General features: G+C 54.6%; 16 protein-coding genes. 13 read left to right on the plus strand and 3 right to left on the minus strand.

The annotated features are described in order from the left end of the window. Position 1 precedes the first annotated feature (1 nt). The 12 genes from murD to mutT all read left to right on the plus strand — a co-directional run bounded on the left by murD (position 2) and on the right by mutT (position 14404). Complete coding sequence (murD, locus tag HV340_RS03490; RefSeq protein ID WP_059305751.1) at positions 2–1318, plus strand: UDP-N-acetylmuramoyl-L-alanine--D-glutamate ligase; 1317 nt, start codon at positions 2–4, stop codon at positions 1316–1318. After that, the gene (gene ftsW, locus HV340_RS03495) at positions 1318–2562 is read left to right on the plus strand and encodes a cell division protein FtsW (protein ID WP_014168628.1); all 1245 of its coding nucleotides are present in this window, start codon (positions 1318–1320) and stop codon (positions 2560–2562) included. Before murD ends, ftsW begins: the two co-directional genes overlap by 1 nt. After that, on the plus strand, positions 2559–3623 hold the full coding sequence (murG, locus tag HV340_RS03500) for an undecaprenyldiphospho-muramoylpentapeptide beta-N-acetylglucosaminyltransferase (protein WP_059305750.1): 1065 nt from the start codon (positions 2559–2561) through the stop codon (positions 3621–3623). The genes ftsW and murG overlap by 4 nt, the downstream gene beginning before the upstream one ends. Before the next feature lie 58 nt (positions 3624–3681). Further along, positions 3682–5157, plus strand: coding sequence for a UDP-N-acetylmuramate--L-alanine ligase (gene murC / locus HV340_RS03505; RefSeq protein WP_014168630.1), 1476 nt, complete (start codon positions 3682–3684; stop codon positions 5155–5157). Next, complete coding sequence (locus HV340_RS03510; protein ID WP_068795209.1) at positions 5150–6070, plus strand: D-alanine--D-alanine ligase; 921 nt, start codon at positions 5150–5152, stop codon at positions 6068–6070. The genes murC and HV340_RS03510 overlap by 8 nt, the downstream gene beginning before the upstream one ends. Position 6071: 1 nt before the next feature. Continuing rightward, on the plus strand, positions 6072–6914 hold the full coding sequence (ftsQ, locus tag HV340_RS03515; protein WP_014168632.1) for a cell division protein FtsQ: 843 nt from the start codon (positions 6072–6074) through the stop codon (positions 6912–6914). Then, entirely contained in the window at positions 6911–8167 is a 1257-nt protein-coding gene (ftsA, locus tag HV340_RS03520; RefSeq protein ID WP_006173845.1) for a cell division protein FtsA, read from the plus strand. The genes ftsQ and ftsA overlap by 4 nt, the downstream gene beginning before the upstream one ends. Positions 8168–8230: 63 nt before the next feature. After that, on the plus strand, positions 8231–9382 hold the full coding sequence (gene ftsZ, locus HV340_RS03525) for a cell division protein FtsZ (RefSeq protein WP_008501978.1): 1152 nt from the start codon (positions 8231–8233) through the stop codon (positions 9380–9382). Between the two features lie 101 nt (positions 9383–9483). Beyond that, on the plus strand, positions 9484–10401 hold the full coding sequence (gene lpxC, locus HV340_RS03530) for a UDP-3-O-acyl-N-acetylglucosamine deacetylase (RefSeq protein ID WP_014168633.1): 918 nt from the start codon (positions 9484–9486) through the stop codon (positions 10399–10401). A 283-nt stretch (positions 10402–10684) separates the two neighbouring features. Continuing rightward, a complete protein-coding gene (gene secM, locus HV340_RS03535) occupies positions 10685–11188 on the plus strand; it encodes a secA translation cis-regulator SecM (RefSeq protein ID WP_073970991.1) in 504 nt (167 codons plus the stop codon). 60 nt (positions 11189–11248) lie between these two features. Beyond that, the gene (secA, locus tag HV340_RS03540; protein WP_014168636.1) at positions 11249–13954 is read left to right on the plus strand and encodes a preprotein translocase subunit SecA; all 2706 of its coding nucleotides are present in this window, start codon (positions 11249–11251) and stop codon (positions 13952–13954) included. 57 nt (positions 13955–14011) lie between these two features. Beyond that, positions 14012–14404, plus strand: a complete 393-nt coding sequence (gene mutT, locus HV340_RS03545; protein ID WP_014168637.1) for an 8-oxo-dGTP diphosphatase MutT — start codon at positions 14012–14014, stop codon at positions 14402–14404. Between the two features lies 1 nt (position 14405). Here mutT and yacG read toward each other — a convergent pair whose 3' ends face one another. From yacG to coaE, 3 genes are read right to left on the minus strand one after another with little or no spacing between them, the layout of a single operon-like run. Next, entirely contained in the window at positions 14406–14600 is a 195-nt protein-coding gene (gene yacG, locus HV340_RS03550) for a DNA gyrase inhibitor YacG (protein ID WP_020882580.1), read from the minus strand. Between the two features lie 9 nt (positions 14601–14609). After that, entirely contained in the window at positions 14610–15353 is a 744-nt protein-coding gene (zapD, locus tag HV340_RS03555) for a cell division protein ZapD (protein WP_063925650.1), read from the minus strand. After that, entirely contained in the window at positions 15353–15973 is a 621-nt protein-coding gene (gene coaE, locus HV340_RS03560) for a dephospho-CoA kinase (protein ID WP_059305749.1), read from the minus strand. Before coaE ends, zapD begins: the two co-directional genes overlap by 1 nt. Positions 15974–16201: 228 nt before the next feature. On the opposite strand from coaE, the gene HV340_RS03565 reads away from it, so the two are divergent. Continuing rightward, positions 16202–17245, plus strand: a complete 1044-nt coding sequence (locus HV340_RS03565; protein WP_181216293.1) for a GMP reductase — start codon at positions 16202–16204, stop codon at positions 17243–17245. The last annotated feature ends 25 nt before the right edge of the window (positions 17246–17270 follow it).

The raw sequence follows: 17270 nt of genomic DNA on the forward strand, positions 1-17270 counted from the left end.
CATGGCAGATTACCAGGGCAAAAAAGTCGTTATCATCGGGTTGGGGCTGACAGGCCTCTCCTGCGTGGACTTTTTCCTCGCGCGCGGCGTGACGCCGCGCGTAATGGATACGCGTGTTTCTCCGCCGGGTCTGGATAAACTGCCGGAACAGGTTGAACGCCACCTTGGTGGTCTGAATGATGACTGGCTGCTGGCAGCCGATCTGATTGTCGCCAGCCCCGGTATGGCGCTGGCGCATCCTTCACTCAGCGCCGCGGCCGATGCGGGCGTTGAGATTGTCGGTGATATTGAGTTGTTCTGCCGTGAAGCGCAGGCACCCGTTATCGCGATTACCGGCTCTAACGGTAAAAGCACCGTCACCACTCTTGTGGGGGAGATGGCGAAAGCGGCGGGCATGAACGTGGGTGTGGGAGGCAATATTGGCCTGCCAGCGCTGATGTTGCTGGATAAGGGCTGTGAATTGTACGTCCTCGAGCTTTCCAGCTTCCAGCTGGAAACGACCTCCAGCCTTCGTGCGGCTGCGGCGACGATCCTTAACGTTACTGAAGATCATATGGATCGCTATCCGTTTGGTCTGCAGCAGTACCGCGCTGCCAAACTGCGCATTTATGAAAATGCGAAGGTCTGCGTCGTCAACGCGGATGACGCCCTGACCATGCCGGTGCGCGGGGCGGACGATCGCTGCATTAGCTTTGGCATCACCATGGGTGACTATCATCTTAACCGTCAACTGGGCGAAACCTGGCTGCGCGTGAAGGGCGAGAAAGTGCTGAACGTGAAAGAGATGAAGCTTACCGGCCAGCATAACTACACCAATGCTCTGGCGGCGCTGGCGCTGGCGGATGCCGTAGGGCTGCCGCGTTCGTCCAGCCTGCAAGCATTGACCACCTTTACCGGCCTGGCGCACCGTTTCCAGCTGGCGCTGGAGCACAACGGTGTGCGCTGGATTAACGACTCAAAAGCCACCAACGTCGGCAGTACCGAGGCCGCCCTGAACGGCCTGCACGTTGAAGGGACCCTGCATTTACTGCTGGGCGGCGACGGTAAATCGGCGGATTTCTCCACGCTGAGACCGTATCTCGCCGGGAATAATATCCGCTTGTACTGCTTTGGTCGCGACGGCAGTGAGCTGGCTGAGCTGCGTCCTGACATTGCCGAGCAAACCGAGACCATGGAGCAGGCGATGCGGCTGATTGCCCCTCGCGTGAAGCCGGGTGATATGGTCCTGCTCTCTCCGGCCTGCGCCAGTCTCGATCAATTCAAGAATTTCGAACAGCGTGGCGATCTCTTTACCCGTCTGGCGAAGGAGTTAGGCTGATGCGTTTATCTCTCCCTCGCCTGAAAATGCCGCGCCTGCCAGGATTTGGCGTTCTGGCGTGGGTGTTTGCGGCACTCAAAGGCTGGGTGATGGGCTCTCGTCAAAAAGATAACGACAGCCTGGTCATGTACGACCGTACGCTCTTCTGGCTCACGCTGGGGCTGGCGGCGGTTGGTTTTATCATGGTGACCTCGGCGTCAATGCCTGTCGGGCAGCGACTGGCGAACGATCCGTTCCTGTTTGCGAAACGTGATGGCCTGTACATCATCCTGGCGTTCTGTCTGGCGCTGGTGACATTACGTCTGCCGATGGAGTTCTGGCAGCGGCACAGTACCGCGATGCTGATCGCCTCCATCATTATGCTGCTGATCGTACTGGTGGTGGGGAGCTCCGTAAACGGGGCATCGCGCTGGATTGCCTTTGGCCCACTGCGTATTCAGCCCGCGGAATTTACCAAGCTCTCCCTGTTCTGCTACCTGGCTAACTACCTGGTACGTAAAGTGGATGAAGTGCGTAATAACCTGCGCGGCTTCTTAAAACCCATGGGCGTTATTCTGGTGCTGGCGGTCTTACTGCTGGCGCAGCCTGACCTTGGTACCGTGGTCGTGCTGTTTGTCACCACGCTGGCAATGCTGTTCCTGGCCGGGGCGAAGCTGTGGCAGTTCATCGCCATCATCGGAATGGGTATCTCAGCGGTTGTGCTGCTGATCCTCGCCGAGCCTTACCGTATCCGCCGTGTGACCTCATTCTGGAACCCGTGGGAAGACCCGTTTGGCAGCGGTTATCAGCTGACGCAGTCGCTGATGGCTTTTGGTCGCGGTGAAGTCTGGGGTCAGGGCCTGGGCAACTCGGTACAGAAACTGGAGTATTTACCCGAAGCGCACACTGACTTCATCTTCTCCATTATTGGGGAAGAACTGGGTTATATCGGTGTGGTATTAGCGCTATTAATGGTATTCTTCGTCGCTTTCCGCGCCATGTCGATTGGGCGGAAAGCGCTGGAGATCGATCACCGCTTTTCAGGTTTCTTAGCCTGCTCAATAGGTATCTGGTTTAGTTTCCAGGCATTGGTTAACGTCGGGGCCGCAGCAGGTATGCTGCCGACCAAAGGCCTGACGTTGCCGTTGATCAGTTATGGTGGTTCCAGTCTGCTGATTATGTCGACGGCCATCATGATGTTGTTACGCATAGATTATGAAACGCGTCTGGAAAAAGCCCAGGCGTTTACACGAGGTTCACGATGAATCAACCGAAGCGGTTAATGGTGATGGCAGGCGGTACCGGTGGACATGTGTTCCCGGGTCTCGCAGTTGCGCACCATTTAATGGATCAGGGCTGGCAGGTACGCTGGCTGGGAACCGCGGACCGCATGGAAGCCGACCTGGTACCGAAGCATGGTATCGAGATCGACTTTATTCGCATTTCCGGCTTACGCGGAAAAGGCATTACGGCCCAGCTTCTGGCACCGGTGCGTATTTTCAACGCCTGGCGTCAGGCGCGCGCCATCATGAAGCGTTTTAAGCCTGATGTGGTGCTGGGGATGGGCGGCTATGTTTCTGGCCCGGGTGGGCTGGCGGCCTGGTCATTGGGCATCCCCGTGGTGTTGCATGAGCAGAACGGCATTGCCGGTCTGACCAATAAATGGCTGGCGAAAATTGCCACCAAAGTGATGCAGGCTTTCCCGGGAGCCTTCCCGAAGGCGGACGTGGTGGGTAACCCGGTGCGCGTAGACGTGCTGGCGCTGCCATTACCGGATGCGCGCCTGCCTGGTCGTGAAGGGCCGGTCCGTGTGCTGGTCGTTGGCGGTTCTCAGGGCGCACGCATTTTAAACCAGACGATGCCGCAGGTTGCAGCAAAGCTGGGTGATGCGGTGACAATCTGGCACCAAAGCGGAAAAGGTGCTCAGCAGATGGTTGAGCAGGCTTACGCCGATGAAGGCCAGCCGCAGCATAAAGTGACGGAATTTATCGACGACATGGCCGCAGCGTATGCCTGGGCCGATGTCGTGGTCTGCCGCTCTGGCGCATTGACGGTGAGCGAAATTGCCGCCGCCGGGTTGCCGGCTCTGTTTGTGCCGTTCCAGCACAAAGACAGACAGCAGTACTGGAATGCGCTGCCGCTTGAGAAAGCCGGCGCCGCGAAAATATTTGAACAGCCACAATTTACCGCCGATGCGGTCGCCACCACCCTGGCGGGCTGGAACAGAGAGGCATTACTGGAGATGGCGCAACGCGCACGCGCGACCGCTATTCCTGATGCAACGGAACGGGTGGCAAAAGAAGTGAGCCTGGCAGCCCAGGCTTAACCCTCGCAGCGCGTGTTGCGCTGCACGAATTTTTTAAGTAGTCGATGGCGTTTAGAGAATGAATACACAACAACTGGCAAAACTGCGTTCTATCGTGCCCGAGATGCGTCGCGTCCGGCACATTCACTTTGTTGGCATCGGTGGTGCTGGCATGGGCGGTATTGCCGAAGTGTTAGCTAACGAAGGCTATCAGATCAGCGGGTCTGACCTGGCGCCAAACCCTGTTACGCAGCAGCTGGCGTCGCTTGGGGCGACTATCTATTTCAATCATCGCCCGGAAAACGTGCGCGATGCGAGTGTGGTGGTCGTGTCGAGCGCCATCTCCTCTGATAACCCGGAAATCGTGGCCGCGCACGAAGCGCGTATCCCGGTGATCCGCCGTGCGGAAATGCTGGCGGAGTTGATGCGTTTTCGTCATGGCATTGCGATTGCCGGAACCCACGGCAAAACCACCACCACGGCGATGGTCTCCAGCATTTATGCGGAAGCGGGCCTCGACCCGACGTTCGTCAATGGTGGTCTGGTAAAAGCGGCAGGCGTGCATGCGCGTCTCGGACACAGCCGTTATTTAATTGCCGAAGCGGATGAGAGCGATGCGTCGTTCCTGCATCTGCAGCCGATGGTTGCCATCGTCACCAATATCGAAGCCGACCATATGGATACTTATCAGGGCGACTTCGAGAACTTAAAGCAGACCTTTATTAATTTCCTGCACAACCTGCCGTTCTATGGACGCGCGGTAATGTGTGTAGACGATCCGGTGATTCGCGAGCTGTTGCCGCGCGTCGGACGTCAAATCACGACTTACGGCTTCAGCGAAGACGCTGATGTCCGCGTGGAAGATTACAAACAGCTGGGTGCGCAGGGGCATTTCACCCTGGCGCGTCAGGACAAAGAACTGCTGCATGTCACCCTGAATGCACCAGGGCGTCACAACGCCCTGAATGCCGCAGCGGCAGTGGCCGTGGCGACAGAAGAAGGCATTGATGACGAAGCCATTCTTCGTGCACTGGAAAGCTTCCAGGGAACCGGGCGTCGCTTCGACTTCCTCGGTGAATACCCGCTGGAGGCGGTGAACGGTAAACCCGGTACTGCCATGCTGGTTGATGACTACGGTCACCACCCGACGGAAGTGGACGCGACGATCAAAGCCGCGCGTGCAGGCTGGCCAGAAAAAAATCTGGTCATGATCTTCCAGCCGCACCGTTTCACGCGTACCCGTGACCTGTATGACGATTTCGCCAGCGTCCTGTCACAGGTGGATACGCTCCTGATGCTGGATGTTTATGCAGCGGGCGAAACTCCTATTCCTGGTGCAGACAGCCGTTCTTTATGTCGTACCATCCGCGGACGCGGTAAAGTAGACCCTATTTTGGTTTCCGATCCTGCCCAGGTGGCTGAAATTCTGGCCCCGGTGCTGACCGGCAACGATTTAATACTGATTCAGGGCGCGGGAAATATCGGCAAAATCGCCCGTACCTTAGCTGAAATCAAACTGAAGCCGCAAACTCAGGAGGATGAGCATCATGGCTGATAAGATTGCTGTCCTGTCTGGCGGCACATCCGCCGAGCGCGAGGTTTCCCTGAATTCAGGTGCCGCTGTACTGGCGGGCCTGCGTGAAGGGGGTGTGGATGCGCACCTGGTCGATCCGAAAGAGACTGACGTAACCCAGTTAAAGGCGATGGGCTTCGATAAAGTCTTTATCGCGTTACATGGCCGTGGTGGCGAAGACGGCACCCTTCAGGGGCTGCTGGAACTCACCGGCATGCCGTACACCGGCAGCGGTGTGATGGCCTCCGCCATTTCTATGGATAAACTGCGCAGCAAACTGCTGTGGCAGGGCGCGGGTTTACCCGTTGCCCCCTGGATTGCCCTGACGCGTCGCGAATTTGAAATGGGCCTCTCCGATAGCGTTAATGCACGCATTGCTGAGCTGGGCTTACCGGTTATTGTAAAGCCCAGCCGCGAAGGGTCGAGCGTTGGCATGTCCAAAGTTGAGAAAGCTGAGGATTTATCTTCCGCTTTAGCCCTGGCATTTCAACATGATGAAGAAGTTCTGATTGAAAAATGGCTCAGCGGGCCGGAATTTACCGTCGCGATGCTTGGCGAAGAAATTTTACCGTCAATTCGTATCCAACCGGCCGGAACCTTCTATGATTATGAGGCGAAGTATCTCTCTGATGAGACGCAATATTTCTGCCCAAGTGGTCTTGAAGCTGAGCGTGAAACCGATTTACAGTCCCTGGTGGTTAAAGCCTGGCATGTTCTGGGTTGCCGTGGATGGGGCCGCATCGACGTGATGCTCGACAGTGATGGACAATTTTATCTGCTGGAAGCAAATACTTCTCCGGGAATGACCAGCCACAGCCTTGTGCCGATGGCAGCGCGTCAGGCGGGGATGAGCTTCTCGCAATTAGTCGTACGTATTCTGGACCAGGCGGGCTGATATGTCTCAGGCTGCATTGAACACGCGCAACCGCGATGACGAAGAAGAATACTCTTCTTCACGCCGGAGTAATGGAACGCGTCTTGCAGGTATTATTTTCCTGCTCGGGGTGCTGTGCACCGTGTTTATCAGCGGCTGGATGGTTCTGGGCTGGATGGAAGATGCGCAACGGTTGCCGCTTTCGAAGCTGGTGGTCACCGGTGAGCGTCATTACACCCGTAACGATGACATTCGCCAGACCATTCTGGCGCTGGGATCGCCTGGCACCTTTATGACGCAGGACGTCAATATTATCCAGAGTCAGATTGAACGTCTGCCATGGATAAAACAGGCGAGTGTCAGAAAGCAATGGCCTGATGAATTGAAGATTCATCTGGTTGAATATGTGCCCATTGCGCGTTGGAATGATCAGCACATGGTTGACGTAGACGGAAATTCCTTCAGCGTCCCGGCCGATCGTGTCAACAAGCAAAATTTACCGATGTTGTATGGCCCGGAAGGTAGCGAAAACGAAGTGTTACAAGGTTTTCGTGAAATGGGGCAGGTGCTGGCGAAGGACAGGTTTACGCTAAAAGATGCTGCAATGACGGCGCGACGCTCCTGGCAACTGACGTTAACGAATGGCATTAAGCTCAACCTGGGTCGCGGGGACACAATGAAACGTCTGGCGCGATTTGTAGAACTTTACCCGGTTTTACAGCAGCAGGCACAGACTGACGGCAAACGGATAAGCTACGTTGATTTGCGCTATGACTCAGGCGCAGCAGTCGGTTGGGAACCGGCTCCGGTCGAGGAACCTAATCAGCAACAGAATCAGGCACAGGTACAGGCAGAACAACAATGATCAAGGCGACGGACAGAAAACTGGTAGTTGGACTGGAGATTGGCACCGCGAAGGTTGCCGCTTTAGTAGGGGAAGTTCTGCCCGACGGTATGGTCAATATCATTGGCGTGGGCAGTTGCCCGTCCCGTGGTATGGATAAAGGTGGGGTTAACGATCTTGAGTCGGTGGTGAAGTGCGTACAGCGCGCCATCGATCAGGCTGAATTGATGGCAGATTGCCAGATTTCCTCTGTTTATCTGGCGCTTTCGGGTAAGCACATTAGCTGCCAGAACGAAATCGGCATGGTGCCGATTTCCGAAGAAGAAGTGACGCAGGAAGACGTTGAAAACGTTGTGCATACGGCGAAATCCGTGCGCGTTCGCGATGAGCATCGCGTGCTGCACGTGATCCCGCAGGAGTATGCGATTGACTACCAGGAAGGGATCAAAAACCCGGTCGGTCTTTCCGGCGTACGTATGCAGGCAAAAGTGCACTTGATCACATGTCACAACGATATGGCGAAGAACATTGTAAAAGCCGTTGAACGTTGTGGCCTGAAAGTTGACCAACTCATTTTCGCCGGTCTTGCAGCGAGCTATTCCGTGCTGACCGAAGATGAACGTGAACTGGGTGTCTGTGTGGTCGATATTGGTGGTGGTACAATGGACATGGCCGTGTATACCGGCGGTGCGCTGCGCCACACCAAAGTGATCCCGTATGCCGGGAACGTTGTGACCAGCGATATTGCTTACGCTTTTGGTACGCCACCGAGTGATGCAGAAGCGATTAAAGTACGCCACGGCTGTGCGCTGGGGTCTATCGTTGGCAAAGATGAGAGCGTTGAAGTGCCGAGCGTGGGTGGACGTCCACCGCGCAGCCTGCAGCGCCAGACGTTGGCAGAGGTCATTGAGCCGCGTTATACCGAGCTGCTTAACCTGGTCAACGAAGAGATTTTGCAGTTACAGGAACAGCTTCGCCAGCAGGGCGTGAAACATCATCTTGCAGCGGGGATTGTATTAACCGGCGGGGCAGCGCAAATTGAAGGTCTTGCGGCCTGCGCTCAGCGCGTGTTCCATACGCAAGTGCGTATTGGTGCTCCGCTGAATATCACCGGTTTAACGGATTATGCTCAGGAGCCGTACTATTCAACGGCCGTGGGCCTGCTCCACTACGGGAAAGAATCTCATCTCAGTGGTGAAGCAGAAGTGGAAAAACGCGTCTCAGTTGGGTCGTGGGTCAAACGACTGAACAACTGGTTGCGAAAAGAGTTTTAATTTTTTTAAGAGACCGGAGAGAATTAGCGGTCTCGGGCGACAGGCACAACGGAGAGAGAAATTATGTTTGAACCTATGGAACTGACCAACGACGCGGTGATTAAAGTCATCGGCGTCGGTGGCGGCGGCGGTAACGCCGTAGAGCATATGGTGCGTGAACGCATTGAAGGTGTTGAGTTCTTTGCAGTTAACACCGATGCACAGGCACTGCGTAAGACGGCTGTAGGCCAGACTATCCAGATCGGCGGTGGCATCACCAAAGGGCTGGGCGCTGGGGCTAACCCGGAAGTCGGTCGTAATGCGGCTGAAGAAGATCGTGAGGCCCTGCGCGCTGCACTGGAAGGTGCGGACATGGTCTTTATCGCAGCGGGTATGGGTGGCGGTACGGGTACCGGCGCAGCACCTGTTGTGGCTGAAGTAGCGAAAGATTTAGGTATCCTGACCGTTGCTGTCGTGACCAAGCCTTTCAACTTTGAAGGCAAGAAGCGTATGGCTTTCGCTGAGCAGGGTATCACTGAACTGTCCAAGCACGTGGACTCGTTGATTACCATCCCGAACGACAAACTGTTGAAAGTTCTGGGTCGCGGTATCTCTCTGCTGGACGCTTTTGGCGCAGCCAACGACGTGCTGAAAGGCGCGGTGCAGGGTATCGCTGAACTGATTACCCGTCCGGGTCTGATGAACGTTGACTTTGCAGACGTTCGTACCGTGATGTCCGAAATGGGCTACGCGATGATGGGCTCTGGCGTGGCAAGCGGTGAAGACCGTGCAGAAGAAGCGGCTGAAATGGCTATCTCTTCTCCACTGCTGGAAGATATCGACCTGTCTGGTGCGCGCGGCGTGCTGGTCAACATTACCGCTGGCTTCGACCTGCGTCTGGATGAGTTTGAAACCGTGGGTAACACTATCCGTGCGTTCGCCTCTGACAACGCTACCGTGGTAATCGGTACTTCCCTTGACCCGGAAATGAACGACGAGCTGCGTGTTACTGTTGTTGCTACCGGTATCGGTATGGACAAGCGTCCTGAGATCACCCTGGTGACCAACAAACAGACTCAGCAGCCGGTTATGGATCGTTACCAGCAGCATGGTATGTCTCCTCTGACTCAGGAGCAGAAACCGGCCGCGAAAGTGGTTAACGACCCCACTCCGCAAACGGCGAAAGAGCCAGATTATCTGGATATCCCGGCGTTCCTGCGCAAGCAAGCTGACTAAGAATTGGCTGGAATTTGGGGATTTTCGCTCTTTGTGCTAAACTGGCCCACCGTCAGTGATATACACTTTCGGTTGGATAGTTAATTTGGCGAGATTATACGATGATCAAACAAAGGACACTTAAACGTATCGTTCAGGCGACTGGTGTCGGTTTACATACCGGCAAGAAAGTCACACTGACGTTACGCCCTGCGCCGGCCAATACCGGGGTCATCTATCGTCGCACCGACTTGAATCCACCGGTAGACTTTCCGGCCGATGCCAAATCTGTGCGTGATACTATGCTCTGTACTTGTCTGGTGAACGAGCATGACGTGCGGATTTCTACCGTAGAGCACCTGAACGCCGCCCTGGCGGGTCTGGGTATCGACAACATTATGGTTGAAGTCGATGCGCCAGAAATCCCGATCATGGATGGTAGTGCTGCTCCGTTCGTCTATCTGTTGCTGGATGCCGGCATCGAAGAACTGAACTGCGCGAAAAAATTTGTTCGTATCAAAGAGACCGTTCGCGTCGAAGATGGCGACAAATGGGCTGAATTCAAACCGTACAATGGTTTCTCGTTGGACTTTACCATCGATTTTAACCATCCGGCGATTGATGCCAGCACCCAACGCTATGCGATGAACTTCTCTGCTGATGCGTTTATGCGCCAGATCAGCCGTGCCCGTACGTTTGGCTTCATGCGTGATATCGAATATCTGCAGTCCCGCGGCCTGTGCTTGGGCGGCAGCTTCGATTGTGCCATCGTTGTTGACGATTATCGCGTACTGAACGAAGACGGTCTGCGTTTTGAAGATGAATTCGTTCGTCACAAAATGCTGGATGCTATCGGCGACCTGTTTATGTGTGGTCACAACATCATTGGTGCATTTACCGCGTTTAAATCCGGTCATGCACTGAACAACAAACTGTTGCAGGCAGTCCTGGCAAAACAGGAAGCCTGGGAATATGTGACCTTTGAAGACGAAGCTGAGCTGCCGCTGGCCTTCAAAGCACCAAACACGGTACTGGCGTAACGGTTAAAGCCGTTTCGTAAAAAATCGACTGGTTAACCTGGTACTCTCTCCGACCAGGGAGACCAGTCGTTTTTATTTTTACCCCTCTTCATTTATTTGCCCCAGCGTCACTTCTCGTTTGCCCGGTGCAGAAAATCTGTGCGTTAGCTGCATTCTTGACCGTTTTTCCCCGCAGCAATACGTCATTCCTGCTGCTGTGTATTGGCTTTAGTGGTAATATCTGGGCGCTTAAAAGAATAATTGAATTCAGCCTGTTGAAGGCTGGCTTAATGTGGTGGAGCAAGTGAGCGGAATACTGACGCGCTGGCGACAATTTGGCAGACGTTACTTCTGGCCGCATCTCTTATTAGGGATGGTCGCGGCGAGTTTCGGCTTGCCTGCGCTCAGCAACAGTGCGGAAGCGGCGACGCCGACGAAGACCTCCACAACCAAACACGATCTCAACACGCGGGTTAATTTTACTAACCTGGCATGGCTTGAAGCCAATCGCCGCCCGAATTTCTCGGTGGATTACTGGCACCAGCATGCGATCCGTACCGTTATTCGCCATCTGTCATTTGCGATGGCTCCGCAGGCACTGCCTGTTGCTGAAGAGACGCTGCCGGTACAGGCGCAGCATCTTGCTCTGCTGGACACGCTTAACGCGCTGCTTACGCAGGACAGTCAGCCACCCGTCATGGTGCGTCAGACCACGCAAATCGCGCACGTTCCTCCTGCGAGCTTCTCCGTTTCGACATGGATTAGCCAGGCTCACGGCATCCGCGCCGGGCCTCAACGCCTCAGCTAAATTAACCTTTTTTCAATACCTTAATTTATCTGCCCAACCTGGGGCGTTTGAGAATTTATTATGCTAATCAAATTGTTAACAAAAGTTTTTGGTAGTCGTAACGATCGTACCCTGCGCCGTATGCGCAAAGCTGTTACCGTCATCAATGGCATGGAGCCGGCGATGGAGAAGCTCTCTGATGACGAGCTGAAAGCGAAAACCGTAGAATTCCGCGCGCGTCTTGAAAAAGGCGAAACGCTGGAAAGCCTGATCCCGGAAGCCTTCGCCGTTGTGCGTGAGGCCAGTAAACGTGTGTTTGGCATGCGTCACTTCGACGTTCAGCTGCTGGGTGGTATGGTGCTTAACGAGCGCTGCATCGCGGAAATGCGTACCGGTGAAGGTAAAACCCTGACCGCAACGCTGCCCGCCTACCTGAACGCACTGACCGGTAAAGGCGTTCACGTCGTTACCGTCAACGACTATCTGGCACAGCGTGATGCCGAAAACAACCGTCCCCTGTTCGAATTCCTGGGCATGACCGTTGGCATCAACATGTCCGGTCTGCCGGCACCCGCCAAACGTGAAGCCTATAACGCGGATATCACCTACGGTACCAACAACGAATACGGCTTCGACTACCTGCGTGACAACATGGCGTTTAGCCCTGAAGAGCGCGTGCAGCGTAAATTGCACTATGCGCTGGTGGATGAGGTGGACTCCATCCTGATCGATGAAGCGCGTACCCCGCTGATCATCTCCGGCCCGGCTGAAGACAGCTCCGAGATGTACCGTAAAGTCGATAAAATCATTCCGCACCTGCTGCGTCAGGAGAAAGAAGATTCCGACACCTTCCAGGGTGAAGGTCACTTCTCTGTCGATGAAAAAGCGCGCCAGGTGAACCTGACCGAACGCGGTCTGGTGAAAATTGAAGAGCTGCTGGTGGCTGAAGGCATCATGGAAGAGGGCGAGTCTCTGTACTCGCCGACGAACATTATGCTGATGCACCACGTCACTGCCGCGCTGCGTGCCCATGCGCTGTTCACCCGCGATGTCGACTACATCGTGAAAGACGGTGAAGTTATCATCGTTGATGAGCACACCGGCCGTACCATGCAGGGACGTCGCTGGTCTGACGGTCTGCACCAGGCCGTTGAGGCCAAAGAAGGCGTTGATATTCAAAATGAAAACCAGACGCTGGCCTCTATTACCTTCCAGAACTACTTCCGTTTGTACGAGAAGCTGGCGGGGATGACCGGTACTGCAGATACCGAAGCATTTGAATTCAGCTCCATCTACAAACTGGATACCGTGGTTGTTCCAACCAACCGTCCAATGATCCGTAAGGATATGCCGGACCTGGTGTACATGACCGAAGCGGAAAAAATTCAGGCGATCATTGAAGATATTCGCGATCGTACCGCTAATGGCCAGCCGGTGCTGGTGGGGACAATCTCCATCGAGAAATCTGAAGTGGTTTCCAATGAGTTGACCAAAGCGGGCATCAAACACAACGTTCTTAACGCGAAATTCCACGCCAAAGAGGCGGATATCGTTGCGCAGGCGGGTTACCCGGCAGCGGTAACAATCGCCACCAACATGGCGGGTCGTGGTACCGACATTATGCTGGGTGGTAGCTGGCAGGCAGAGATTGCCGAGCTGGAAAACCCAACGCCGGAGCAGATTGCTCAGATTAAAGCGGACTGGCAGGTACGTCATGACGCGGTGCTGGCATCCGGTGGTTTGCATATCATTGGTACCGAACGTCACGAATCTCGTCGTATCGATAACCAGCTGCGCGGCCGTGCGGGTCGTCAGGGCGATGCCGGTTCTTCCCGCTTCTACCTGTCTATGGAAGATGCGCTGATGCGTATTTTCGCCTCCGACCGTGTTTCCGGCATGATGCGTAAACTGGGTATGAAACCTGGCGAAGCCATTGAACACCCGTGGGTCACCAAAGCGATTGCTAACGCCCAGCGTAAAGTGGAAAGCCGCAACTTCGATATTCGTAAGCAGCTGCTGGAATATGATGATGTGGCCAACGACCAGCGTCGTGCCATCTATACCCAGCGTAACGAGCTGCTGGACGTGTCCGACGTGAGCGACACCATCAACAGCATTCGCGAAGACGTATTCAAAGCGACTATCGACGCGCATATTCCACCGCAGTCTCTGGAAGAAATGTGGGATATCGAAGGTCTGCAGGAACGCCTGAAAAACGACTTCGACCTCGAACTGCCAATCAAAGAGTGGCTGGACAAAGAGCCTGAGCTGCACGAAGAGACCCTGCGTGAACGTATTTTCGAAACTGCGCTGGACGTATACAAGCGTAAGGAAGAAGTCGTTGGCGCTGAGATGATGCGTCACTTCGAAAAAGGCGTGATGCTGCAAACGCTGGACTCCCTGTGGAAAGAGCACCTGGCGGCGATGGACTACCTGCGTCAGGGTATTCACCTGCGTGGTTACGCGCAGAAAGATCCGAAGCAGGAGTACAAGCGTGAATCCTTCGCCATGTTTGCGTCCATGCTGGAGTCACTAAAGTATGAAGTGATCAGCACCCTGAGCAAAGTTCAGGTACGCATGCCGGAAGAAGTGGAAGCAATGGAGCAACAGCGCCGTGAAGAAGCTGAGCGTCTGGCACAGATGCAACAGCTGAGCCACCAGACTGACGAGAGCGAAGCTGCGGCAGCGATCGCGGCCCAGACTGGCGATCGTAAAGTTGGCCGCAACGATCCGTGTCCGTGTGGTTCCGGTAAAAAATACAAGGCGTGCCACGGTCGTCTGAGCTAAATTCATAACAAAACAAAAAGGCGCAGAAATCTGCGCCTTTTTTATGGAAGTGACAATATGAAAATACTGCAAATTGCCGTCGGGATTATTCGCAACCCGCAAAACCAGTTCTTTATCACCCAGCGCGCCGCCGACGCCCATATGGCGAACAAATGGGAGTTTCCGGGCGGGAAAATCGAGTCAGGCGAAACGCCGGAACAGGCGCTGATCCGTGAGCTTCAGGAAGAAGTGGGGATCACCCCGCTTGGCGCAACGCTGTTTGACAAGCTCGAATACCAGTTTCCCGACCGTCACATTACGCTTTGGTTCTGGCTGGTGGAAAACTGGGAGGGGGATCCCTGGGGCAAAGAGGGGCAACCGGGTAACTGGGTTGAACTGCAGGCAAGCGATGCCGACAAATTCCCGCCGGCAAATGAGCCTGTGATTACCCGGTTAGTGCAGGGCGTTTAATTTACTGCTGTTCTTCACTCCAGTCATCGCTGTCCGAAAGAGTGCCTTCACTCGGAATGCGTTTCTCTTCCGCCGCCCATTCGCCCAGGTCAATTAACTGACAGCGTTTACAGCAGAATGGGCGGTATGGGCTCACTTCGCCCCAGACAACACTTTTGCCACAGGTTGGGCAGTTTACGATGGTTACGTCAGACATTGGCACTCCTTAACAACAGGCCAGTTCAAAATCGAGGCGTTCCGGCACGGTGCCATTTTCACTGTCCAGCGGCATAAAGCGAATCGCAAAACGGCTCTTATGCCCGGAAATTTGCGGGTAAAGCTGCACGTCGAGCGAAAGGTTCAGTCGCAGCAGATCGGCATCGTCCCCGTTATCCTGGTAAAAACCGTTCAGGCTGGTCTGCTTGCGGAACGGCGCAGAGTTACGGATAAGATCGAGGATCAGCGATAACGTCTGGTGCATCGGCTCCAGGCTTTCCAGCCAGATATTCACCTGCGCATCACGCTGCGTTTGCGGCATGTGCAGCCACATATGAAGCGTCGGCAGGTCAAAGCTGCAGCATCCACCGGGAATACTCAGGCGCTGGCGTACCAGGGCAATCAAGCGATCTTCACGCAAAAACTGGCCAACGCGAGGGGCAGCCATTAACGTGCTGCTACTGCTTTTTAACTGCTGACGCAGGGAATCGATACGGCTTTGATCAACACCCGGGACTTCCGCCCATGCCTGCAGTTTACGCTGCTGACGCTCAAGTTCTTTCAGTAATTCGGTGCGAACATCTCCACGCTCAATCACATCCAGCAGGTCGCCCACATTGCGGAAGAAGTGCAACGCAGTGGCGTGATCGTTGACAGGCAGATGTTGCGAGAGTTGTTGAATAAGAAATTCGATACGCAGCCAGGTACGCATTTTTTCGTTAAGTGGATGCTCAAAAAGGATGTGAGTCGACATTATGGTTTTTCCTGTGCAACGGCCTGCGCGGCGAAGGTCAAATACTGCGCGTGCAGACGGGCAACATCCGATGCAATGGCATCTGGTGCGCCGTTATTATCAATAACATCATCCGCAACGGCCAGGCGCTGATCGCGCGTGGCCTGAGCGGCAAGAATTTGTTCGGCATGTACGCGCGAGACGCGATCGCGCGTCATGGTTCGCTGGATTTGCGTTTCGGGAAGGACATCAATGACCAGAACCCGATCGGCTTTCTTCTGCAGCTGATTTTCTACCAGCAACGGAACTACCCACAGCACATACGGTGAGCGGGCGGCGGCAATCTGACGCTGGGTTTCCTGGTGGATAATGGGGTGGAGCAGGGCATTAAGCCAGACCTTTTCCGCAGAATCGGAAAAAATGCATTCGCGAAGCTGCCGGCGATTTAGCGTGCCGTCCGCATTGATGATGGCCGGGCCAAAATGTTCTTCAATGGCCTTTAACGCGGGTGTATTCGGTTCTACCACCTGACGGGCAATGATATCGGCATCGATAATCGCGATACCCAGGCGAGCGAAAGCGTCCGCAACGGTACTTTTGCCACTACCGATGCCGCCGGTTAATGCGACGGTATACCCCATTAAATCAAATCCTGGGAATTATTCATTATTAAAATCAGTTGGTTGAAATTCAAACGTGTGCCAGCCAATGTTTAGCTCTCTTTACCGGCTTTTTACCAGGTAAATTTATAGGATTGTAGCGTAAAAAAAGAGAATTTCGCAGTCTTGCGGAGCAGGTATTAGTGCGTATGATAACGTCACTGGAGTTGTGCTTTTAACATATTTGCCTCTAACCCCAGGAATCCGCACATGCGTATCGAAGAAGATCTGAAGTTAGGTTTCAAAGACGTTCTTATCCGCCCTAAACGCTCTACACTGAAAAGTCGCTCAGACGTTGAACTCGAACGTCAATTCAACTTTAAACATTCCGGTCAGACCTGGTCTGGCGTGCCGATCATCGCTGCCAATATGGACACCGTGGGAACCTTCGAGATGGCAACCGCGCTGGCACAGTTCGACATCCTCACGGCAGTTCACAAACACTACAGCCCTGAAGAGTGGAACGCCTTTGTGGCATCCGCTTCTGCTGAGGTCGTGAAGCATGTGATGGTCTCTACCGGAACCTCAGATACCGATTTCGAAAAGACCAAACAAATCCTCAAGAGTAACCCCGCGCTGAACTTCGTCTGTATTGATGTAGCGAATGGTTATTCCGAACACTTCGTGCAGTTCGTGAGCAAGGCGCGTGAAGCCTGGCCGAACAAAACCATCATTGCGGGTAACGTAGTGACCGGCGAGATGTGTGAGGAGCTGATCCTCTCTGGCGCAGATATCGTCAAAGTGGGCATTGGCCCGGGTTCCGTGTGCACCACGCGTGTCAAAACCGGTGTCGGTTATCCGCAGCTTTCGGCGGTTATTGAATGTGCCGATGCTGCGCACGGCCTGGGCGGCCAGATCATCAGTGACGGCGGTTGTACTACCCCGGGTGATGTCGCGAAAGCTTTCGGCGGCGGCGCAGACTTCGTGATGCTTGGCGGTATGCTGGCAGGTCACGAAGAGAGTGGCGGTACCGTGGTGGAAGAGAACGGCGAGAAATTTATGCTGTTCTACGGTATGAGCTCTGAATCGGCGATGACCCGTCACGTGGGTGGTGTTGCAAAATACCGTGCGGCAGAAGGCAAAACCGTGAAGCTGCCGCTGCGCGGCCCGGTTGAGAATACCGCACGTGACATTCTTGGTGGCCTGCGTTCGGCCTGCACCTATGTGGGGGCATCCCGCCTGAAAGAGTTGACGAAACGCACGACCTTTATCCGCGTTCAGGAACAGGAAAACCGCGTTTTCAACAGCCTGTAATCGCGTAAGCTGGCGCACATCCGTG

It is taken from the genome of Enterobacter sp. RHBSTW-00975, assembly GCF_013615235.1.
Classification (GTDB): Bacteria; Pseudomonadota; Gammaproteobacteria; order Enterobacterales; family Enterobacteriaceae; genus Enterobacter; species Enterobacter ludwigii.

What these genes read in the sequence shown, in the direction of transcription:
- murD (WP_059305751.1), top strand. Translation starts at nt 2, where the DNA reads ATGGCAGATTACCAGGGCAAAAAAGTCGTTATCATCGGGTTGGGGCTG.
- ftsW (WP_014168628.1), top strand. Translation starts at nt 1,318, where the DNA reads ATGCGTTTATCTCTCCCTCGCCTGAAAATGCCGCGCCTGCCAGGATTT.
- murG (WP_059305750.1), top strand. Translation starts at nt 2,559, where the DNA reads ATGAATCAACCGAAGCGGTTAATGGTGATGGCAGGCGGTACCGGTGGA.
- murC (WP_014168630.1), top strand. Translation starts at nt 3,682, where the DNA reads ATGAATACACAACAACTGGCAAAACTGCGTTCTATCGTGCCCGAGATG.
- HV340_RS03510 (WP_068795209.1), top strand. Translation starts at nt 5,150, where the DNA reads ATGGCTGATAAGATTGCTGTCCTGTCTGGCGGCACATCCGCCGAGCGC.
- ftsQ (WP_014168632.1), top strand. Translation starts at nt 6,072, where the DNA reads ATGTCTCAGGCTGCATTGAACACGCGCAACCGCGATGACGAAGAAGAA.
- ftsA (WP_006173845.1), top strand. Translation starts at nt 6,911, where the DNA reads ATGATCAAGGCGACGGACAGAAAACTGGTAGTTGGACTGGAGATTGGC.
- ftsZ (WP_008501978.1), top strand. Translation starts at nt 8,231, where the DNA reads ATGTTTGAACCTATGGAACTGACCAACGACGCGGTGATTAAAGTCATC.
- lpxC (WP_014168633.1), top strand. Translation starts at nt 9,484, where the DNA reads ATGATCAAACAAAGGACACTTAAACGTATCGTTCAGGCGACTGGTGTC.
- secA (WP_014168636.1), top strand. Translation starts at nt 11,249, where the DNA reads ATGCTAATCAAATTGTTAACAAAAGTTTTTGGTAGTCGTAACGATCGT.
- mutT (WP_014168637.1), top strand. Translation starts at nt 14,012, where the DNA reads ATGAAAATACTGCAAATTGCCGTCGGGATTATTCGCAACCCGCAAAAC.
- yacG (WP_020882580.1), bottom strand. Translation starts at nt 14,600, where the DNA reads ATGTCTGACGTAACCATCGTAAACTGCCCAACCTGTGGCAAAAGTGTT.
- zapD (WP_063925650.1), bottom strand. Translation starts at nt 15,353, where the DNA reads ATGTCGACTCACATCCTTTTTGAGCATCCACTTAACGAAAAAATGCGT.
- coaE (WP_059305749.1), bottom strand. Translation starts at nt 15,973, where the DNA reads ATGGGGTATACCGTCGCATTAACCGGCGGCATCGGTAGTGGCAAAAGT.
- HV340_RS03565 (WP_181216293.1), top strand. Translation starts at nt 16,202, where the DNA reads ATGCGTATCGAAGAAGATCTGAAGTTAGGTTTCAAAGACGTTCTTATC.